Source organism: Nocardia sp. NPDC060259 (assembly GCF_042728775.1).
Lineage (GTDB): Bacteria > Actinomycetota > Actinomycetes > Mycobacteriales > Mycobacteriaceae > Nocardia.
In genome coordinates this window covers 1-17,745 of the sequence record NZ_JBHXAY010000007.1, presented here as the reverse complement: position 1 = coordinate 17,745, position 17,745 = coordinate 1, and the positions used below count along the sequence as shown (strand labels likewise).

General features: G+C 69.4%; 18 protein-coding genes. 8 read left to right on the top strand and 10 right to left on the bottom strand.

The window, feature by feature from the left end; translation table 11 throughout:
* Positions 1 to 15 precede the first annotated feature (15 nt).
* Positions 16 to 1,806: an ABC-F family ATP-binding cassette domain-containing protein gene (locus ACFWF2_RS05160; RefSeq protein ID WP_379304778.1), complete on the bottom strand. Its 1,791-nt coding sequence runs from the start codon at positions 1,804 to 1,806 to the stop codon at positions 16 to 18.
* Between the two features lie 101 nt (positions 1,807 to 1,907).
* Here ACFWF2_RS05160 and ACFWF2_RS05155 point away from each other — a divergent pair, with 101 nt between their 5' ends.
* Positions 1,908 to 2,048 (top strand): hypothetical protein, encoded by a 141-nt coding sequence (locus ACFWF2_RS05155; RefSeq protein ID WP_379304776.1) that lies wholly within the window; start codon positions 1,908 to 1,910, stop codon positions 2,046 to 2,048.
* Positions 2,049 to 2,063: 15 nt separating this feature from the next.
* Here the strand turns inward: ACFWF2_RS05155 and ACFWF2_RS05150 are convergent, their stop codons facing one another.
* Positions 2,064 to 2,999 (bottom strand): 4-(cytidine 5'-diphospho)-2-C-methyl-D-erythritol kinase, encoded by a 936-nt coding sequence (locus ACFWF2_RS05150; RefSeq protein WP_379304774.1) that lies wholly within the window; start codon positions 2,997 to 2,999, stop codon positions 2,064 to 2,066.
* A gap of 176 nt (positions 3,000 to 3,175) precedes the next feature.
* Between ACFWF2_RS05150 and ACFWF2_RS05145 the strand changes: the two genes are divergently transcribed.
* On the top strand, positions 3,176 to 3,385 hold the full coding sequence (locus tag ACFWF2_RS05145) for a heavy-metal-associated domain-containing protein (protein ID WP_379304772.1): 210 nt from the start codon (positions 3,176 to 3,178) through the stop codon (positions 3,383 to 3,385).
* Positions 3,386 to 3,735: 350 nt separating this feature from the next.
* On the opposite strand, the gene rsmA is transcribed toward ACFWF2_RS05145, so the two are convergent.
* The 5 genes from rsmA to ACFWF2_RS05120 all read right to left on the bottom strand — a co-directional run bounded on the left by rsmA (position 3,736) and on the right by ACFWF2_RS05120 (position 9,539).
* On the bottom strand, positions 3,736 to 4,617 hold the full coding sequence (gene rsmA, locus ACFWF2_RS05140; RefSeq protein ID WP_379304770.1) for a 16S rRNA (adenine(1518)-N(6)/adenine(1519)-N(6))-dimethyltransferase RsmA: 882 nt from the start codon (positions 4,615 to 4,617) through the stop codon (positions 3,736 to 3,738).
* A gap of 34 nt (positions 4,618 to 4,651) precedes the next feature.
* The gene (locus ACFWF2_RS05135) at positions 4,652 to 5,806 is read right to left on the bottom strand and encodes a lipase family protein (RefSeq protein ID WP_379304958.1); all 1,155 of its coding nucleotides are present in this window, start codon (positions 5,804 to 5,806) and stop codon (positions 4,652 to 4,654) included.
* 116 nt (positions 5,807 to 5,922) lie between these two features.
* A complete protein-coding gene (locus ACFWF2_RS05130; protein WP_379304768.1) occupies positions 5,923 to 7,047 on the bottom strand; it encodes a lipase family protein in 1,125 nt (374 codons plus the stop codon).
* 337 nt (positions 7,048 to 7,384) lie between these two features.
* Positions 7,385 to 8,512, bottom strand: a complete 1,128-nt coding sequence (locus tag ACFWF2_RS05125; RefSeq protein ID WP_379304766.1) for a transglycosylase family protein — start codon at positions 8,510 to 8,512, stop codon at positions 7,385 to 7,387.
* Between the two features lie 172 nt (positions 8,513 to 8,684).
* A complete protein-coding gene (locus ACFWF2_RS05120; protein WP_379304764.1) occupies positions 8,685 to 9,539 on the bottom strand; it encodes a TatD family hydrolase in 855 nt (284 codons plus the stop codon).
* A gap of 1 nt (position 9,540) precedes the next feature.
* Here ACFWF2_RS05120 and metG point away from each other — a divergent pair, with 1 nt between their 5' ends.
* Positions 9,541 to 11,109: a methionine--tRNA ligase gene (gene metG / locus ACFWF2_RS05115; RefSeq protein ID WP_379304762.1), complete on the top strand. Its 1,569-nt coding sequence runs from the start codon at positions 9,541 to 9,543 to the stop codon at positions 11,107 to 11,109.
* 43 nt (positions 11,110 to 11,152) lie between these two features.
* Here metG and ACFWF2_RS05110 read toward each other — a convergent pair whose 3' ends face one another.
* Together ACFWF2_RS05110 and soxR are read right to left on the bottom strand one after the other, a co-directional pair.
* Positions 11,153 to 11,905, bottom strand: coding sequence for an isocitrate lyase/phosphoenolpyruvate mutase family protein (locus ACFWF2_RS05110; RefSeq protein ID WP_379304760.1), 753 nt, complete (start codon positions 11,903 to 11,905; stop codon positions 11,153 to 11,155).
* 40 nt (positions 11,906 to 11,945) lie between these two features.
* Positions 11,946 to 12,431 carry a redox-sensitive transcriptional activator SoxR gene (soxR, locus tag ACFWF2_RS05105; protein WP_379082948.1) on the bottom strand — a complete coding sequence of 162 codons (486 nt, stop codon included), beginning with the start codon at positions 12,429 to 12,431 and terminating at the stop codon, positions 11,946 to 11,948.
* Between the two features lie 133 nt (positions 12,432 to 12,564).
* On the opposite strand from soxR, the gene arcA reads away from it, so the two are divergent.
* Together arcA and ACFWF2_RS05095 are read left to right on the top strand one after the other, a co-directional pair.
* Positions 12,565 to 13,806 carry an arginine deiminase gene (gene arcA / locus ACFWF2_RS05100; protein WP_379304757.1) on the top strand — a complete coding sequence of 414 codons (1,242 nt, stop codon included), beginning with the start codon at positions 12,565 to 12,567 and terminating at the stop codon, positions 13,804 to 13,806.
* Between the two features lie 6 nt (positions 13,807 to 13,812).
* On the top strand, positions 13,813 to 14,172 hold the full coding sequence (locus ACFWF2_RS05095) for a GntR family transcriptional regulator (protein ID WP_379304755.1): 360 nt from the start codon (positions 13,813 to 13,815) through the stop codon (positions 14,170 to 14,172).
* 1 nt (position 14,173) lies between these two features.
* On the opposite strand, the gene ACFWF2_RS05090 is transcribed toward ACFWF2_RS05095, so the two are convergent.
* Positions 14,174 to 15,748: a dolichyl-phosphate-mannose--protein mannosyltransferase gene (locus tag ACFWF2_RS05090; protein ID WP_379304956.1), complete on the bottom strand. Its 1,575-nt coding sequence runs from the start codon at positions 15,746 to 15,748 to the stop codon at positions 14,174 to 14,176.
* A gap of 144 nt (positions 15,749 to 15,892) precedes the next feature.
* On the opposite strand from ACFWF2_RS05090, the gene rsmI reads away from it, so the two are divergent.
* The 3 genes from rsmI to ACFWF2_RS05075 all read left to right on the top strand — a co-directional run.
* Positions 15,893 to 16,783 (top strand): 16S rRNA (cytidine(1402)-2'-O)-methyltransferase, encoded by an 891-nt coding sequence (gene rsmI, locus ACFWF2_RS05085; RefSeq protein ID WP_379304753.1) that lies wholly within the window; start codon positions 15,893 to 15,895, stop codon positions 16,781 to 16,783.
* A 41-nt stretch (positions 16,784 to 16,824) separates the two neighbouring features.
* On the top strand, positions 16,825 to 17,343 hold the full coding sequence (locus ACFWF2_RS05080) for a helix-turn-helix domain-containing protein (protein ID WP_379304751.1): 519 nt from the start codon (positions 16,825 to 16,827) through the stop codon (positions 17,341 to 17,343).
* A 47-nt stretch (positions 17,344 to 17,390) separates the two neighbouring features.
* A partial coding sequence (locus ACFWF2_RS05075) for a PIN domain-containing protein (protein ID WP_379304749.1) occupies positions 17,391 to 17,745 on the top strand: 355 nt, incomplete at its 3' end.

The window sequence follows — 17,745 nt, the reverse complement described above, 5'->3', positions numbered from 1 at the left end:
AGCGCATGCCCGGCCCTAGTTCTCCGCCAGCTCGGCGAGTTCCATCCAGCGTTCCTCGGCCGCTTCCTTTTCGGCGACGACCTCTTTGAGTTCGCCGCCGAGTTTCACCAGCTTGTCCGGGTCGGTGGCGGCGTCGGCGAGGGCGACGTGGAGTTTCTGTTCGCGCTCGTCGAGCTTGGCGATGGTGCGTTCCAAGCGGGACAGTTCCTTGCGGGCGGCGCGGCGGTCGGCCGAATCCGTGGTCGCTGCGGCCGGTTTCGCGGTGACCGGCTTGGCGGCGGTGGCCAGGGTGGCGCGCTTGGTGAGGTACTGGTCGATGCCGCCGGGCAGGTTGGTGAGCTTGCCGTCGCCGAACAGGGCCCAGGTGGAATCGCAGATGCGCTCGACCAGGTAGCGGTCGTGGCTGATGACCACGAGGGTGCCCGCCCAGTTGTCGAGCAGGTCTTCGAGCTGCTGCAGGGTGTCGATGTCGAGGTCGTTGGTCGGCTCGTCGAGCAGCAGGACGTTCGGTTCGGCCATCAGGATGCGGGTCAGCTGCAGGCGGCGGCGTTCACCACCGGAGAGGTCGCCGACCGGGGTGCGCTGGCGGGCGGGGGTGAACCCGAGCCGTTCGGCCAGCTGGCCCGCCGAGATCTCCTTGTCGCCGAGCATGATTCGCTGAGCGATCTGCTGGACCGCCTCGAGCACCCGCATATCGGTGGGCAGGTCGTCGAGTTCCTGGCGCAGCCAGCCGATCTGCACGGTCTGGCCCTGGATGCGCTTGCCCGTGGCGGGTTCGACGTCACCGGCGAGCGCGCGCAGCAGGGTGGTCTTGCCCGAGCCGTTGACGCCGACCAGACCGACCCGCTCGCCCGGCGCGAGCCGCCAGGTCAGGTCGCCGACCAGTTCGCGGCCGTCGGGGGTGGCGAGGGTGGCGTCCTCGAGCTCGATCACCACGCGGCCGAGCCGCTTGCGCGCGAAGGCGGCCAGCGACACCGAATCGCGCGGCGGCGGCACGTCGGCGATCAGCGCCTCGGCGGCCTCCACGCGGTAGCGCGGCTTGGAGGTGCGTGCCTTGGCGCCGCGGCGCAGCCAGGCCAGTTCCTTGCGGGCCAGGTTCTGGCGGCGGGACTCGGTGGCGTCGGCCTGACGGGCGCGTTCGGCGCGGGCGAAGATCCAGTCGCCGTAGCCGCCCTCGTAGGTCTCGACCTTGCCGCCGACGACCTCCCAGGTGCGGGTGGCGACGGTGTCGAGGAACCAGCGATCGTGGGTGACGACGACGAGCGCGGTGCGCCGATCCACCAGGTGCCGCGCCAGCCACTGCACACCCTCGATGTCGAGGTGGTTGGTCGGCTCGTCGAGGACGAGCAGGTCGAGGTCGCGCACCAGCGCGGCGGCCAGCGCGACGCGACGGCGTTCGCCGCCGGAGAGGTTGGTGACCGGGGTGTCCAGGCCGAGGTCTGCGATGCCGATGCCGTCGAGCACCGAGCGGATGCGGGCGTCGGCGGCCCACTCGTGTTCGGCGATGTCGGCGGTCGACAGGTCGTCGGACAGGCCCGCGAGCACGATGGAGCCGATGGTGGCGCCGTCGGGCAGCACGCCACGCTGGGTGACCACGGCCATCCGCAGCCCACCGACGCGGCTCACCCGGCCGCTGTCGGGGGCCTCCAGCCCGGTCAGCACCTCGAGCAGTGTGGTCTTGCCGCCACCGTTGAGACCGACCACCCCGATCCGCTCTCCCGCGTGAATGCCGAGGGATACGTCATCCAGCAGCGGCTTGACACCGAAGCTCTTGGAGACCTGCTCGAGGTTGATCAGGTTGGACATAGGTGTTGCTCGCCCGCCTTCCGCGTGACTATCCGGCCGTCCGAGCCTACTTGCCCCGGTCGTCGCCGGTCCGGCCCGCTCCGCCTTGCGCTACGGACGAGGTGGCATCCGCGCTCGGCGCCGGGGTCTGCGGTCACACCGACAACGACGCGGACCAGATCGACCGGCTCGCCGACATCATCAGCTCATCCCGTCGCCGAATCGGCGACGTCACCTGTCTGCGCCGGCCGCGCGCCGACTGACTCGGCGACCGGTGGTCAGCGCTTGCCGTGGGCCTCGGTGTCGAGCACGCGCGCGCCGGGCACCGGGCCGCTCGCGGTGCGCACACTGCGGCACACGCCCGCACCCGCCAGCTCCGCCGCTACCGCGATCGCCGCCTCCTCGGTGTCACACAGGAACGCGCAGGTAGGCCCTGACCCCGACACCAACCCCGCGAGCGCGCCCGCGCCGACACCGGCCCGCAGCGTGCGCCGCAGTTCGGGCTTCAGCGACAGCGCCGCGGCTTGCAGGTCGTTGCCGAGCAAGGGCGCGAGCGTCTGCGGATCGCCCGCGGCCAGCGCCTGCATGAGTTTCTGCGGGTCACCCAGGCGCGGCGGATCGCCCTCGGCGCGCAGCCGGTCGAGTTCGCGGAATACCGACGGGGTGGACAGGCCGTCCTTCGCGAGTGCGAGCACCCAGTGAAACGTGCTGCGTGACAACACCGGGAGCAGCCGTTCGCCGCGGCCGGTGCCGAGTGCGGTGCCGCCGTGCAGGGCGAACGGCACATCGCTGCCGAGCTCGGCCGCCACCGCGGAGAGCTCGTCGCGGCCGAGGCCGAGGTCCCACAGCTCGTTCAGGCCGACCAGCGTCGCGGCCGCGTCGGCGCTGCCGCCCGCCATGCCGCCCGCCACCGGAATACCCTTGGCGATCGCGATCTCCACCAGGGGCGCGCGCCCGGCCAGATGCGCCAGCCGCACCGCGGCCTTCCAGACCAGGTTGGTCCGGTCGGTGGGCACCTCGGCGGCGCTCTCACCGCTGACCCGCACGGCCAGCGAGGCCGACGGGGCGAGTTCGAGCTCGTCGGACAGCGACAGCGCTTGGAAGACAGTGGTCAGATCGTGATAACCGTCCGGACGCAGATCACCGACTCCGAGATGCAGGTTCACCTTCGAAGGCGCGCGCACGACGACCGGGCTGGGCACAACTGACAGCACGATCACCAAGCGTAACCGGTTACACCGACGAGTACGCATGCCGAATCCCGACCCGCAACGCGATCCCGCGCACACGGACGCGAGACAGGGTTGCGCAAGGTACCCATGGGGGGTATGTTCGTTCCTGTCGGGGACATACCCCAGGACCGTATGATCGAACAGCGAAGGAGTCGGCCATGGCCACCACCACCTACACCGTCACGGGGATGACCTGCGGACACTGCGTGAGTTCGGTCAAGCAGGAGATCGGCAAGATCGACGGTGTCACCAGCGTCGACGTCGACCTCGCGAGCGGCCTCGTCCGTGTCGACAGCGCGAACGAGCTGTCCGAGACCGATGTCGCGGCCGCCGTCGACGAGGCGGGCTACGAACTGGCTGCGTCCTAGGCGGCCGGCGCCGCGTGTTTTCGGCCTCGCGACCTCGCGTCCGACAGACGGTACTGCGCCTTCGGCGTTCCGTCTCGCCCCTCGGACGCGAGGCGCCCGAAAACCGCATGCGTTAACCAGCGGTTCATCCACCGCTCGGGACGCCGCGAATCATCCACAGCGTCATCCACATCTGTGCCACCTGGCGCAACAGTGCGGATATTCACCCGCTACCGGGTACGCGGCCCACAGACCATGATCAACTCCGGCACCGGCGAAAACCTGTTGTCCACAATTGCTTTCACAGGCCGTGATTCCGAGGGCCGATGAACAGCCGGTGTACTGCGGGTTCTCGTGGAGGAACCCGCGATTCAGCTCTGCGCGGCCAAGCGGACGAAAGCCGCCGTATCCAGCGTCTCACCCCGCGCGGTCGGATCGATACCCGCCGCCACCAGCCTGCGCTCAGCCTCCGCCGGCGAGCCCGCCCAGCCGGACAGGGCCGCGCGCAACGTCTTTCGGCGCTGCGCGAACGCGGCATCGATCACCTCGAACACGCGACGGCGATGCGCCTCGTCCATCGGCCACGGCGGCTCGGCGTAGCGATCGATGCGGACCAGGCCCGACTCGACGCGCGGCACCGGCCAGAACACCTGCGTGCCCACCGCGCCCGCCCGGCGCACCGTGCCGAAGAAACCCGCCTTGACGCTCGGCACGCCGTACACCCGGCTACCCGGTTCGGCCGCGAGCCGGTCGGCCACCTCGGCCTGCACCATCACCAGCGACACCGTGATGCTCGGCAGCACGGCGAGCAGGTGCAACAGCACCGGGACCGCCACGTTGTACGGCAGGTTCGCCACCAGCGCCGTCGGCGCGGCGGGCAGCTGGTCGGGGCGCACCCGCAGGGCGTCGGCCTCGACCACCTGCAGGCGGTCGGCCAGGCTGGGGGCCCGATCGGCGACGGTCTCCGGCAGATAGTTGGCCAGCACCGGGTCGATCTCGACCGCGACCACCCGGTCGACCACATCGAGCAGCGCCAGGGTCAGCGAGCCGAGACCCGGCCCGACTTCGAGCACGGTGTCCTGGGCTCCGACACCTGCCGCGGCGACGATGCGGCGCACGGTATTGCCGTCGTGCACGAAGTTCTGCCCGAGCTGCTTGGTCGGCCGGACGCCGAAACGCTCGGCCAGCGTCCGCACCTCGGCGGGACCGAGCAGTGCGGCGCTACCGCGCGCGGGAATCTCTGGTTCGGGCACCGCTAGAACCTACCAACCCGGCCGATCGAGCAGCTCAGCGCTGCGGCGGGGCGGCATGGACACGGTCGAGGAAGGCGTCGATCGCCGCGCGCTGCTCCGGCGAGATCGACCCGTGCCTGCCGTTTCCGGGGACCACCTGCTGGTCGACGCCGTTGGCCGCGAACTGCGCGACCAGCGCCGCGTGCAGCGGGGACGGCACGATCGTGTCGGCGACGTTCATGGTGAGCAGGACCGGCGCGTCATATCCGCTGGTCGGCAGGGTCATGTAGGCGGCGAGCACGTCGCGCAGCCCGGCGAGCGGGCGCGCCAGCAGATCACGCGCCCACAGGCCTTTCGTCGAGGCGATGATCGCGTCCAGGCACCGGTCGCCCGCCGCGTCGATCAGCGAGCGGCCCAGCGGTGTCAGATAGGAGTCCACGTCGGCCTCGGGATGGGTGGCGCGCAGCCCGGCCAGGATGCTGACAACGAACGACGTGGCCGAGGACAGCACCGAGATCTCCGGCAGCTCGGGACCGATGAACGGCAGCACCTTCTCCACATCGGAGGCCGCGTCGACGGCGACGGTCCCGCGGAAGTCCAGCTCGGGCGCGTAGCTCTGCTGCACGTGCGCGGTGCTCAGCGCCGCGTGCCCGCCCTGCGAGATGCCGAGCACGCTCCAGGTCCGCGACAGGTCGGGATCTGCGGCGCGGGCGGCACGGACCAGATCGACGGTGGCGGTGGCCTCGCTGCGCACCTCCAGGTACGGATGCGGGCCGGTCTCGAAACGGCCGAGGCCGAGATAGTCGGGGGCGACGACGGCGTAGCCCTGGTCGACGAACCGCTTGATGAACGCGTCCTCGGCGCCGCGCTGCAGGGGCAGCGGCGCCAGCTCGGGGTCGGCCTGGCCGCCGCAGCCGGGACCCGAGCCCGAGGTGCCGTGGTCGTAGGCGAGGATCGGCCAGCCGGTGGCGGGCGCGTCGCCCTCGGGCAGGAACAGCGCGCCGCTGGCCGGGCGCAGGGTGCCCGCCGAGTCGGTCATCCAGTACTCGACGACCGACCCGCGCGCCATCCCGTGCCAGCCGTCGGGTTCGGGCTGCACCGAGATGATCGCGCCCGGCGCTTGTGCCGCCGCGGGGGCGAAACCTGCGGCGAGCAGCGCGCTCACGGTGACAGCCGCGACGATCGCGGCGCGTATCGGGGTCTTCGGCAACGGATCCAGCTCTCCACCAGGCGACAGTTCCTGGACGAGTGTACAGATCGGCGGCGGTTCGGCCTGGTACATCGAGGTGTTGCCCAAATTCGTTGCGCCCCTTGGTTATTCGACTGTCAGCGGCGCGGCGGCGCGGTGTTGACCCGCGCGACGAACCCGTCGAGCGCGTCCCACATCTGCCGGCTGAGCACGGTGTGCTGACCGAATCCGGTCACCGCCTGGAAGTCGACACCGCCCGCCGCGAACTGCGCGACCAGCGCGGCGTGCAGCGGCGACGGCACGATCGTGTCGGTCGCGTTGATCAGCAACAGGATCGGCGCGTCGTACCCGCTGGTCGGCACGGTCATGTACTCGGTCAGCGCGGTCCGCAGCGGACCGTCCGACAGCGAACGGGCGAACAGGTCACCGAACCCGAGGCCCTTGACGTTCGCGACGATCGCGTCGACGCACTGCCCACCCGCGGCATCGAGGATCTGCTTGCCCTTCGGGGTGAGGTAGGAGTCGACCTCGGCCTCGGGATGGGTAGCGCGCAGGCCGGCCAGGATGCTCACGGTGAAGCCGGTCAGGCCCGCGGTGCCCTCGATCTCCGGGAAGGCGGGGCCGAGCAGCGGCAGCACCTTCTCCACATCGGAGGCGGGGTCGACGGCGACGATGCCGCGGAAGTCGAGCTCGGGCGCGTAACTCTGCTGCACGTGCGCGGTGCTCAGCGCGGCGTGCCCGCCCTGCGAGGCGCCGACGGCGGTCCAGGTGCGCGAGAGGTCGGGGTTGGCCGCCCTGGCGGCGCGCACGAGGTCGATGGTGGCGGTCGCCTCGCTGCGGACCTCGAGGTACGGGTGCGGGCCGGTCTCGAAGCGGCCGAGGCCCAGGTAGTCCGGGGCGACGACGGCATAGCCCTGGTCGACCAGGCGCGCGATCAGCTGGTTCTCGGCAGCCCGATTGACCGGCAGCGGCGCGAGTTCGGGATCGGCCTGGCCGCCGCAGCCCGGACCCGAACCCAGGGTGCCGTGGTCGTAGGCGATGACCGGCCAGCCGGTGGCAGGCGCCTGGCCCTCGGGCAGGAACAGCGCGCCGCTGGCCGGACGCTCGGCGCCCGCCGAATCGGTGGTCGTGTACTCGATCACCGAGCCACGGTCCATGCCGTGCCAGCCGACGGGTCGCGATTCGGTGGCGAGCACGCTGCCCGGTTCCGCCGCGGCGGGAGCGATCACCGTCCCCGGCGGGTTCGCGTTCGCCGGCGTCATCGGCGCGCACACTCCCACACCTGTCGACAGCACTGCCACAGCAGCCGCCCGCCGCCAGGCCAAAACCCCACCCATCACAACCACCCTCGACTCGTCGACGAGCCGAAACCGCACGAGCACAGCGGCCCCAGCGAAACCGAGTGGACGGTACCTTGCACCGCCATCCAGTCAACCCGACCCGCCGAGCGCACCCTGAAGTCGCGACCTACCGAATTCCCGGCCCCGCGCCACAACTCGAGTCCGCCATAACCGCACTCCCAGCCCCGCACGACCCGACCTCGCGGAGGGTCCGACCGGTTCGCGGCCGTCCTGCCGAACGCTGGATCCGCAGACCCGGTCAGCTCAGACCGAGGCGACCCGTGCACGCGGGCCAGGCGCCCCACCCCTGACGGGCGCGGGTCACTTCGGCGATGGCGATCTGCTCTTCGCGGGTAGCCAGATCCGCACGCGGCGCGTACTTCAACCCGCCCTGGCGTTCCCAGGTGCTCTGGTCGAACTGGATGCCGCCGTAGTACCCGTTGCCGGTGTTGATCGCCCAGTTGCCGGTCGACTCGCAGCGGGCCAGCGCGTCCCAGATCGCGCCGTCGCGGACCGGGGGCACCTCGGTACCGGGCTTGGCGCCCTTGCGGATGGTCTTGGGCTGGGCCGGGGTGATGACATTGGAGTTGGTCTGCACACGACCGGATTCGACGCCGTTGGTCATGGTGACCGCGAAGGTCGCCTCGTGCAGGCCCGGCACGCCCGGGTTCTCGACCACGGTGCGGCTCATGTTCATGGTGGCGTCCTCGATCACCAGCTCGACGGGATCGAGCGGCAGCGTCTCGGTGCGCTGCTCGATCCGCTGCCGGGTGACGGTGACCTGCATGTCGCCGGTCAACGGGGTGGTCGCGGCGGGCTCGGCGAAGTCCTGATCCTTCAGCGGAATGCCGGCCGCGGTGAGGAATTCGCCGACCGTCGGCGCCGCGAGCCGCACGTCCACCGGGGCAGCGCCACCGTCGAGCAGCGTGATGGTGCGCGGGGTGTAGACGCTGAGCGCGGCGCCGGCCAGCGGCAGCTTCTCGGTGCGGGTCGGCACGACGTGGGTGTCGGACGGGATCTGCATCTGGGCGAGCGCGTCGCCCGCGGTGATTCCGGTGGTCCACACCTTGCGCTCGGCGCCGTCGACGGTGATCGTGATCTCGCGACCGCGGTTGAGGGTGATGGTCGCGCCGTCGCCGACCTTGGCGCCGGCGGCGGGGCTCACCGCGTCGTGCTCGGAGAGCTCGTAGCCCGCGCCGGCCAGGATGGCGCGCACATCACGGGACATGGTGCTGTGCTCGATCCGCTCACCGTCGACAACGAGTGCGACCGTCTTGTGGTTCGTGATCGCCAGCGAGGCGCCGACCAGCAGAGTCAGCAGCAAAGCCGCCACCGCCGCGTACAGCAGCGGCGAGCGTGACGAGTTGATCCGCGCAAAAGCCGACATGGTTACAGAACGATAACGACTAGGTTTGCCCCAGACAACACCGAAGCGCCCGATCAGCGGGATCGCAGATCACGATTCGGTATAGGCATCGCTGGTAGATAACGACCTGGGCGCCCGAAAGTGAGCCGAATCACGTTTGACGTCCAGCCCCCTGCCGATCGGACGAAACGGACTAGCGGATGCGATACAGCCGTCGCGCGTTCGCGGTGGTGATCTCGGCGAGCTCCGCCGGGTCCTGCTCGCGGACTTCGGCCAGCGCGCGCACGGTGTACGGCAGGCAGTACGACTCGTTCGGCGCACCGCGATACGGGTGCGGCGTCAGATACGGCGCGTCGGTCTCGACCAGGATCTGGTCGTCGGGCACCAGCTGGGCGGCCTCGCGAAGTTCGTGCGCGTTCTTGAAACTGACCGTGCCGGAGAAGCTGAGCACATAGCCCTCCGCAACGCAGGCCTCGGCCATGGTCGCGTCGGAGGAGAAGCAGTGGAAGATCACGGTGTCCGGCGCGCCCTCGTCGAGCAGCACCGTGAGCAGGTCGTGGTCGGCCTCGCGGTTGTGGATCATCAGCGGCTTGCGGACGCGTTTGGCCAGGTCGATGTGCCAGCGGAAGCCCTCGATCTGGGTCTCGATGTCGGCGCAGCCGTCGAGTTTGCCGGGCCAGTAGTAGTCGAGGCCGGTCTCGCCGACCGCGACCACCCGCGGGTCGGTGGCCAGGCGTTCCAGCTCGGCCTTGGCCTTGTCGTCCAGTGCGTTCGCCCGCGTGGGATGCAGCGCGACGGCGGCGTAGACCCGCGGATCCCAGTTCGCCGCCTCGACCGCCCACTGCGCCGCGGCGAGGTCGTCGGCGACCGTCACCACGTGCCCGACACCGGCCGAGGCAGCCCTGTCCAAGATCACCGCGGTCGACTCGGCATCGGTCGCACCGCAGGCATCGAGGTGGGTATGCGCATCGATCAGCGGCGCGAGCGGGGGCGGAACAGGCGGAGCCGGACGATTCGTGTTTGGCACGCGGATTACAGTAGTTCGCATCATGAGCGCACCTGAAGGCGCCGAGGCGCCCGCCTTCTACGTCACCACCGCCATCGCGTACCCGAACGGTGCGCCGCATATCGGGCACGCGTACGAGTACATCTCGACCGACGCGATCGCCCGGTTCAAGCGACTCGACGGTTATGACGTGTTCTTCATGACCGGCACCGACGAGCACGGTCAGAAGATGCAGCAGACCGCGGCCACCGAGGGTATCCCGGTGCAGGAACTCGCGGCCCGCAACTCCGACGTCTTCGAGGCGATGGACAAGGCGCTCGACATCTCCTTCGACCGCTTCATCCGCACCACCGACGAGGACCACAAGGCCGCCAGCGTCGCCATCTGGGAGCGCATGCTCGCCAACGGCGACATCTACCTGGGCAACTACTCGGGCTGGTACTCGGTGCGCGACGAGGCCTTCTACACCGAGGAGGAGACCACCCTCCTCGACGACGGCACCCGCGTCTCGACCGAGACCCAGACCCCGGTCACCTGGACCGAGGAGTCGAACTACTTCTTCAAGCTCTCGGAGTACCAGGACAAGCTGCTGGCGCTCTACGAAGAGCGGCCCGAGTTCATCGCGCCCTCGACCCGGCGCAACGAGATCGTCAGCTACGTCAAGGCCGGGCTGAAGGATCTGTCGATCTCGCGCACCACCTTCGACTGGGGTGTCCCGGTCCCCGGTCATCCCGATCACGTGATGTACGTGTGGGTCGACGCGCTCACCAATTACCTGACGGGCGTCGGCTTTCCGAACACCGATTCCGCCGGGTTCCAGAAGTTCTGGCCCGCGAACCTGCACATCATCGGCAAGGACATCACCCGCTTCCACACGGTGTACTGGCCCGCGTTCCTGATGTCGGCGGGCATCGAGCTGCCGGATCGCGTGTTCGTGCACGGGTTCCTGTACAACAAGGGCGAGAAGATGTCGAAGTCGACGGGCAATGTCGTCGACCCGCTCGCGCTGGTGTCCACCTACGGCCTGGACCAGGTGCGGTTCTTCCTGCTCCGGGAGATCTCCTACGGCCAGGACGGCAGCTACAGCAACGACGCCATCGCAGGCCGGATCAACAGCGACCTGGCCAACGAGTTCGGCAACCTGGTGCAGCGCAGCCTGACCATGGTCAACAAGAACTGCGACGCGAAGGCGCCAGCCCCCGGTGAGTTCACCGAGGACGACCGCGCCCTGCTCGACCGCGCCAACGCCCTGCTGGACAAGTGCCGCGCCGAGTACGACGTCCAGCAGATGCACCTGGCGCTGGAGGCCATCTGGCTGACCCTGGGCGAGACCAACCGCTACTTCTCCGCCAACGCGCCGTGGGCGCTGCGCAAGTCGGGCACCGAGGAAGACCTGGCCAGGATGGCCACGGTCCTCTACGTCACCCTCGAGGTGGTCCGCATCGTCGCGATCCTGGTGCAGCCGGTGATGCCGGGTTCGGCCGCCAAGATCCTGGACCTGCTCGGCCAGGAGGGGCGCACCTTCGCCGATATCGCCACTCCCCTCGTCGCCGGTATCGACCTGCCCGCGCCGGAGCCGGTGTTCCCGCGCTACGTCGAGCCCAAGGAGTAGGCCGGTGTGGCGCACGGCATCTCACCGTGCGCCACACCGCATCTCAGGTCCAGGCGGCGAGGAGCTTGCTCGCTTCGGCGCCCAGCGCGGCCTGCAGGAACGGACCGAAGCTGATCCGGGCGACGCCGAGTTCGGCGAAGTGGTCCTTGGCCGGAGTCCCCGGCTGCCCGATCGCGTTGACCGGCAAGGGCAGTTCGCTCGTGAGCCTGCGCGCCACGTCGTCGGCATGCATGCCCACCGGGTACAGCACGTCGGCGCCCGCCTCGGCGGCCAGTGTCAGCCGGGCGATGGCGCGGTCGACGCGGTCGGCCTCGTCCCCGTCCTGGCGCAGGAACAGATCCGTGCGCGCGTTGACGACCACGTGCACCCCCGCCGCGTCGGCGGCCGCGCGCAGCCCGCGCACGAGCTCGGCGTGCTCCTCGGGAGTGCGCAGCCGCTTGCCCTCGCTGTGCACGGTGTCCTCGATATTGAGCCCGACCGCACCCGCCGCGAGCAGGCCATCGATGAGCCGCGCCGGCTCGAGCCCGTAGCCCGATTCGATGTCGACCGACACCGGCACGTCCACCGCCCCGGTCACCTGGGTGACCCGCGCGAGCAGCTCGTCGTAGGTCATCCCCTCGCCGTCGCTACGCCCGACCGAGTCGGCAACCGGGTGACTACCCATGGTCAAGGCCGAAAAACCCGCGGCCACAGCGATATTCGCCGACCACGCGTCCCACACGGTCGGTAGCACCACCGGGTCTCCCGGCCGGTGCAGTTCGAGCAGAGTCTTCGCTTTCGCATCCAGAGAGGTCATACCGCGATGATGCCGCACCGCGCGTCTGCGCGCCGCCGGACTAGACGCAGCCGGTCCGCGGCGGGCAGTTCAGCTGGACATCGAGCACACGCGCGCCGGGGCCCTCGGCGCCGAGGCGGTCGTGCTCGTTGACGAGCTTGCACGAGCCCAGCGACAGGCAGCCGCAGCCGATACAGCCGGTGAGGTTGTCGCGCAGCCGGGTGAGCTGGACGATGCGGTCGTCGAGATCCTCCCGCCAGGTGGTCGAGAGAGTCTCCCAGTCGCGGCGGGTAGGCGTGCGTCCTTCCGGAAGCCGGTCCAGCGCCGAGCGGATCTCACTGAGCGGGATCCCCACCCGCTGCGAGATCCGGATGAAGGCGACCCGGCGCAGTGTTTCGCGAGCGTAGCGACGTTGATTGCCGCTGGTTCGACGACTCGATATGAGACCTTCGCGTTCGTAGAAGTGCAACGCGGACACTGCAACTCCACTACGCTCGGATAGCTGCCCGGGGGTCAGCTCCTTCGTTTGCCAATCGGCCGTCGTCATCTGCGCTCCTCCCGTTTTCGCCCTCAACAATACTTGAGGTTTTCGTGTCGTGTACGAAAACGGCTGGACTCTCCCCTGGCCAGGTCTGCGGGTCTTCCGTGCCGACGCGGGCTCCTCGGATTACGGTTTCCGCATGGGAACCGCCCCCGACTCGCGCCTGGCCGTCACCTCCGAGGTCGGCACGCTCCGGACGGTGCTGCTGCACCGGCCCGGCGACGAACTGCGCAGGCTCACCCCGAGCAACAACGATCAACTGCTCTTCGACGGCATCCCGTGGGTGGAACGCGCCCAAGCCGAGCACGATGCCTTCGCCGCCCTGCTGCGCGAACGCGGCGTGGAAGTGCTGCTGCTGTCCGAGTTGCTGGCCGAAACGCTCGAGGTGAGCGGCGCGGCCAGAATCCAGGGTATCTCGGCCGCCGTCGATGCCCGCAGGCTCGGGCACGGACTGGCCGACCAGCTCGCCGCCGAACTGCGCAAATTCGAGGCGCGCGAGCTCGCCGACATCCTGATGGCCGGGATGACCTTCGACGAATTGCCCTTCGGCCCCGACACCACCTCGCTGGTGCGCCGGATGCACCACGGCGCCGATTTCGTCATCGACCCGCTGCCCAATCTGCTGTTCACCAGGGATTCCTCGTTCTGGGTCGGGCCGAAGGTCGCGATCACCTCCCTCGCTCTACCTGCCCGGCACCGCGAGACCTCGATCACCGATCTCGTCTACGCCTTCCACCCGCGTTTCCTCGGCGTGCGCCGGGCCTACGAATCGCACACCGCGCCGATCGAGGGCGGCGACGTGCTGCTGCTCACGCCGGGTGTGGTGGCGGTCGGCGTCGGCGAGCGGACCACGCCCGCCGGCGCGGAAGCGTTGGCGCGCAGTCTCTTCGACGACGATCTCGCCCACACTGTGCTGGTGGTGCCGATCGCGCAGAACCGCGCGACCATGCACCTGGACACCGTGTGCACGATGGTCGACACCGACGCGGTGGTGATGTATCCGGGCGTGCGGGAGTCCCTGCAGGCCTTCACGATCCGCCGCGAGGATGGCTTCTCCGGGCGCAGCGACCTGGACCGGATCAGCATCACCGGACCCGAACCGTTCCTGCCCGCCGCGGCCGCCGCCATGGGCATCGCGCGCCTGCGGGTGATCGACACCGGCCGCGACGGGCCGACCGCCGAACGCGAACAGTGGGATGATGGCAACAACACGCTGGCTCTCGCGCCGGGCGTTGTCGTCGCCTACGAACGCAACGAGATGACCAACTCGCGGCTGACCGACGCGGGGGTCGAGGTACTCACCATCCAGGGGTCGGAGCTGGGCTCCGGCCGTGGCGGTCCGCGCTGCATGTCCTGCCCACTGGCCCGAGACGAGGTGTGAGCGATCATGTTCCACGTCGAGCTGTCCGCCGATTCCACCCAGCCGCCGTATGAGCAGCTGCGCATGGCCGTGATCGAACAGGTCCGTGCGGGCACGCTCACCGCGGGCACCAAGATCCCCACTGTCCGCGCGCTCGCCGCCGATCTGGGCATCGCCCCCAATACCGTCGCCCGCGCGTACCGCGAACTCGAGGCGGACGGGGTCCTCGAAACCCGGGGCCGCCAAGGCTCTTTCATCGCCTCCTCCGGCGACCCCACCCGCGATATCGCCGGCCGCGCCGCCGTCGACTATGTGACGACGATCCGCCGCCTCGGTCTCACCGACGCCGACGCGCTCGAGTTCGTCCAGCGCACGCTCGACAGCTGAGTCAGCGCCAGCTGGGTAGCCAGAGGTGGTCTTGCCAGCTGGCCGGGGTGATCGGCTGGGCCGTGAGGATCGGCCAGAGCCAGACGAAGTTCGCGATCACCAGGCCCAGATAGATGCTGACGATGAGCAGCCCGAGCGCGTACCGCTCGTTCACCGGGGCGGGCAGATAGGTGCCGGTCGGGCTGCGCGGTATCCCCGCAGGCCGGGCAGAACCGAGGATGTCGCCGAGGATCAGGGCGACGCCCATCGCCAGGAAGGGCGCGAGTACCACCGCGTAGAAGAAGTACATCTGCCGGTCGAGGGTGAGGAACCAGGGCAGCAGGCCTGCGCCGTAGCCGACCAGCACGGCGGCGTAGCGCCAGTCCTTGCGCACGACCGAGCGCCACACCATCCAGCCCAGCGCGGGCAGCGCCAGCCACCACAGCGCGGGTGTGCCGACCGCCATCACGGCCTTCACGCACTGCGCCTCGCCGCAGCCGGTGACGGTACCGTCGGCGTAGTAGTAGAGCATCGGGCGCAGGCCCATCGGCCAGGTCCACGGCTTGGATTCCCACGGATGGTGGTTGCCCGCCGAGTTGGTGAGACTCGAATGGAAGTCCAGGGTTTCGCCCTGGTAGTACCAGAGCGAGCGCAAGGCGCCGGGCACGAACGAGAACGGGCCGCCGGTGCCGATCTGGTTGCCGACCGCGTAGCGGTACACCCCGTTCTCACTGGCGAACCAGGCCCAATACGAGGACAGATACACCACCAGCGGAATGACGACCAGCGCGTACAGCGCCGGGCCGACGTCACGGACCAGCGTGCCGACCCACGGCTTGCGCACCCCGTACGCGCGCCGCGCGCTCACGTCGAAGGCCACGCTCAGCAGCCCGAAGAACATGATGAAGTAGACGCCCGACCATTTGGTGCCGCACGCCAGCCCGAGCAGCACGCCCGCGCCGAAGCGCCACCAGCGCACGCCGAGTCGCGGTCCCCAGTCGGTGATCCCGATCCGGCCCGCCACGTCGGCGGCGGCCATCCGTTCGCGGACCTCGTCGCGGTCGACGATCAGGCAGCCGAACGCGGCGGTCACCAGCAGCGCCATGAAGATGTCGAGCATGCCGATGCGGGAGGAGACGAAGGTCAGCCCGTCGGCGATGAGCAGGATGCCCGCGAACGCGCCGATCAGCGTCGAGCGCGACATCCGGCGCACGATCCGGATCACCAGCAGCACCAGCAGGGTGCCCGCCAGCGCCGCGGTGCCGCGCCAGCCCCACGCGTTGTAACCGAACAGGGCCTCGCTGATCGCGATGAACTGCTTGCCGACCGGTGGATGCACCACCAGCCCGTAGGCGGGGTTGTCCTCCACTCCGCCGCCGGTGACCATCTGCCAGGCCTGCGGCGCGTAGTGCTTCTCGTCGAAGACGGGGGTGCGCGCGTCGGTCGGGTAGTTCAGGTTCGCGAAGCGGGTGATCGCCGCGATCATCGTGAGCACGGCGGTGACCGCCCAGCCGCGGGCGGTATCGAGCGGGCCGAAGTCGGGTGCGGGTCGCAGCGGAGCAGGCGCGACCAACGCCGCCGACCGCGACGGTGGCATCGCGCGCGTTTCGGTCACCGGGATCACGCCCCGATCGTAGGCGGTGCGCCCATCGAAGTCCGAGCCGACACTGTTCCCCCTTGTTTCCCGGCAGATGCGCGATCCGGCGTGGCGGGCCCGCCTGACAGAATGGCCGGACACCGCATGCACGCCCCGCCGCCGCACTCGATCGGTACGGCCAAAATACCGGAGAGGCTGGACAACACTGTGTTGGTCTTAGCGGCTACACCGATGGGCGACATCGGGGACGCGTCCCAGCGACTGCGGGACGCGCTCGGCTCGGCCGATGTGGTCGCCGCCGAGGACACCCGCAGGACCAAGTCGCTGGCGAAGGCCCTCGGCGTGGAGATCACCGGCCGGATCGTCAGCTTCTACGACCATGTCGAGACGGCCCGCATCCCCGCCCTGCTCGACGACATCGCGAGCGGTCTCACCGTGCTCCTGGTGACCGACGCGGGCATGCCCTCGGTCAGCGATCCCGGCTACCGGCTGGTCGCCGCCGCCGTCGAACGCGACCTCCCGGTCACCTGCCTGCCCGGCCCGTCCGCGGTCACCACCGCCCTCGCCCTGTCCGGCCTGCCGGTCGAACGCTTCTGCTTCGACGGATTCGCCCCGCGCAAGGGCGGCCAGCGCCGGGAGTGGTTGCGCACCTTGGCTTCCGAACAACGGGCGTGCGTCTTCTTCGAAGCGCCCCACCGTCTCGCCGACTGCCTCGCCGACGCCGTCACCGTCCTCGGCCCCGACCGTCGCGCCGCCGTCTGCCGCGAACTCACCAAGACCTACGAGGAAGTCGTCCGCGGCACCCTCGCCGAACTCGCCGCCTGGTCCGTCGAGGGCGCCCGCGGCGAGATCACCGTGGTCCTCGCAGGCGCCCAACCGGTTTCGGCCGACCCGGCCGACCTGGTCACCGAGGTGGAAACCCTGGTCGCAGGCGGCATGCGCCTCAAAGACGCCTGCGCCGAAGTCTCCGCAGGCCGCGGCGCCTCCCGCAAGGACCTGTACGAGGCAGTACTGGCCGCCCGCTCCGCCGAGTAGTTCAGTGTTGCGATTTTTTCGAATTTGACCCAAGCTGAGGTATGGCTACTACGCATCGTGAGACCCTGCGGAAGGGCACAGTCCTTCCGCCGGAAGACCTGCGTGAGCTGCTGGACTTGTCCGCCTTCCTCGATCAACACGGTGAGCCCGCCGCGTTGCTGGGACCTGACGGTGCGCAGATTCCACTTCCGGTCGAGGTCTACGAGGTGCTTGTTCAGGTCGTCGGCGCGATGCGGAAGCGTCGCGCGGTGACCATCGCTCCCATAGAGCAGTGCTTGACCACGCAGCAGGCTGCTGACCTGCTCGGAATCAGCCGTCCCACCCTCGTGAAGCTGTTGGAGCGAGGGAAGCTTCCGTGTGATAAGCCGTCTGGTTCGCGACACCGCCGGTTGCTCCTGAGTGACGTGCTCGACTATCAGGAACGTCGGCGCGCCGAGCGGAACGACGTATTGAACGATCTGGTCCGCGACGCCGAGGAAGATGGGCTCTACGATCCTCCGGCCGAGGACTATCTACAGGCAGTCAGGGAAGCGCGGGCGGCGCGAAGCGAAGAGAGCTGATGTCCGGGTTTCGGGTGGTCCTGGATGCATGCGTTCTTGTTCCCATCGTGAAATCCGATCTCCTCCTGACACTGGCCAAACGACATGCGTTCTGCCCGCTGTGGAGTGAACGAATCCTCGACGAGGTCTCGAGGGCGGTTGTGAAGGTCCACCCGCGAATCACCGAGGAGCGGATAGCGCGACGTGTCGATGGGATGAACGCGGCGTTCGAAGACGCCTGCGTCGAGGGCTGGGAACCGTTGGAGCAGTGCGTAACCGGACTGCGGGATGCGGCCGATCGGCATGTCGTCGCAGCTGCTGTCCGGGGGAACGCGGCGGCAATCGTCACCGACAATGTCAAGCATTTTCCGGTCGAGGCGCTGGACCGTTGGGGGCTCCACGCGATCAGCTCAGATGACTTCC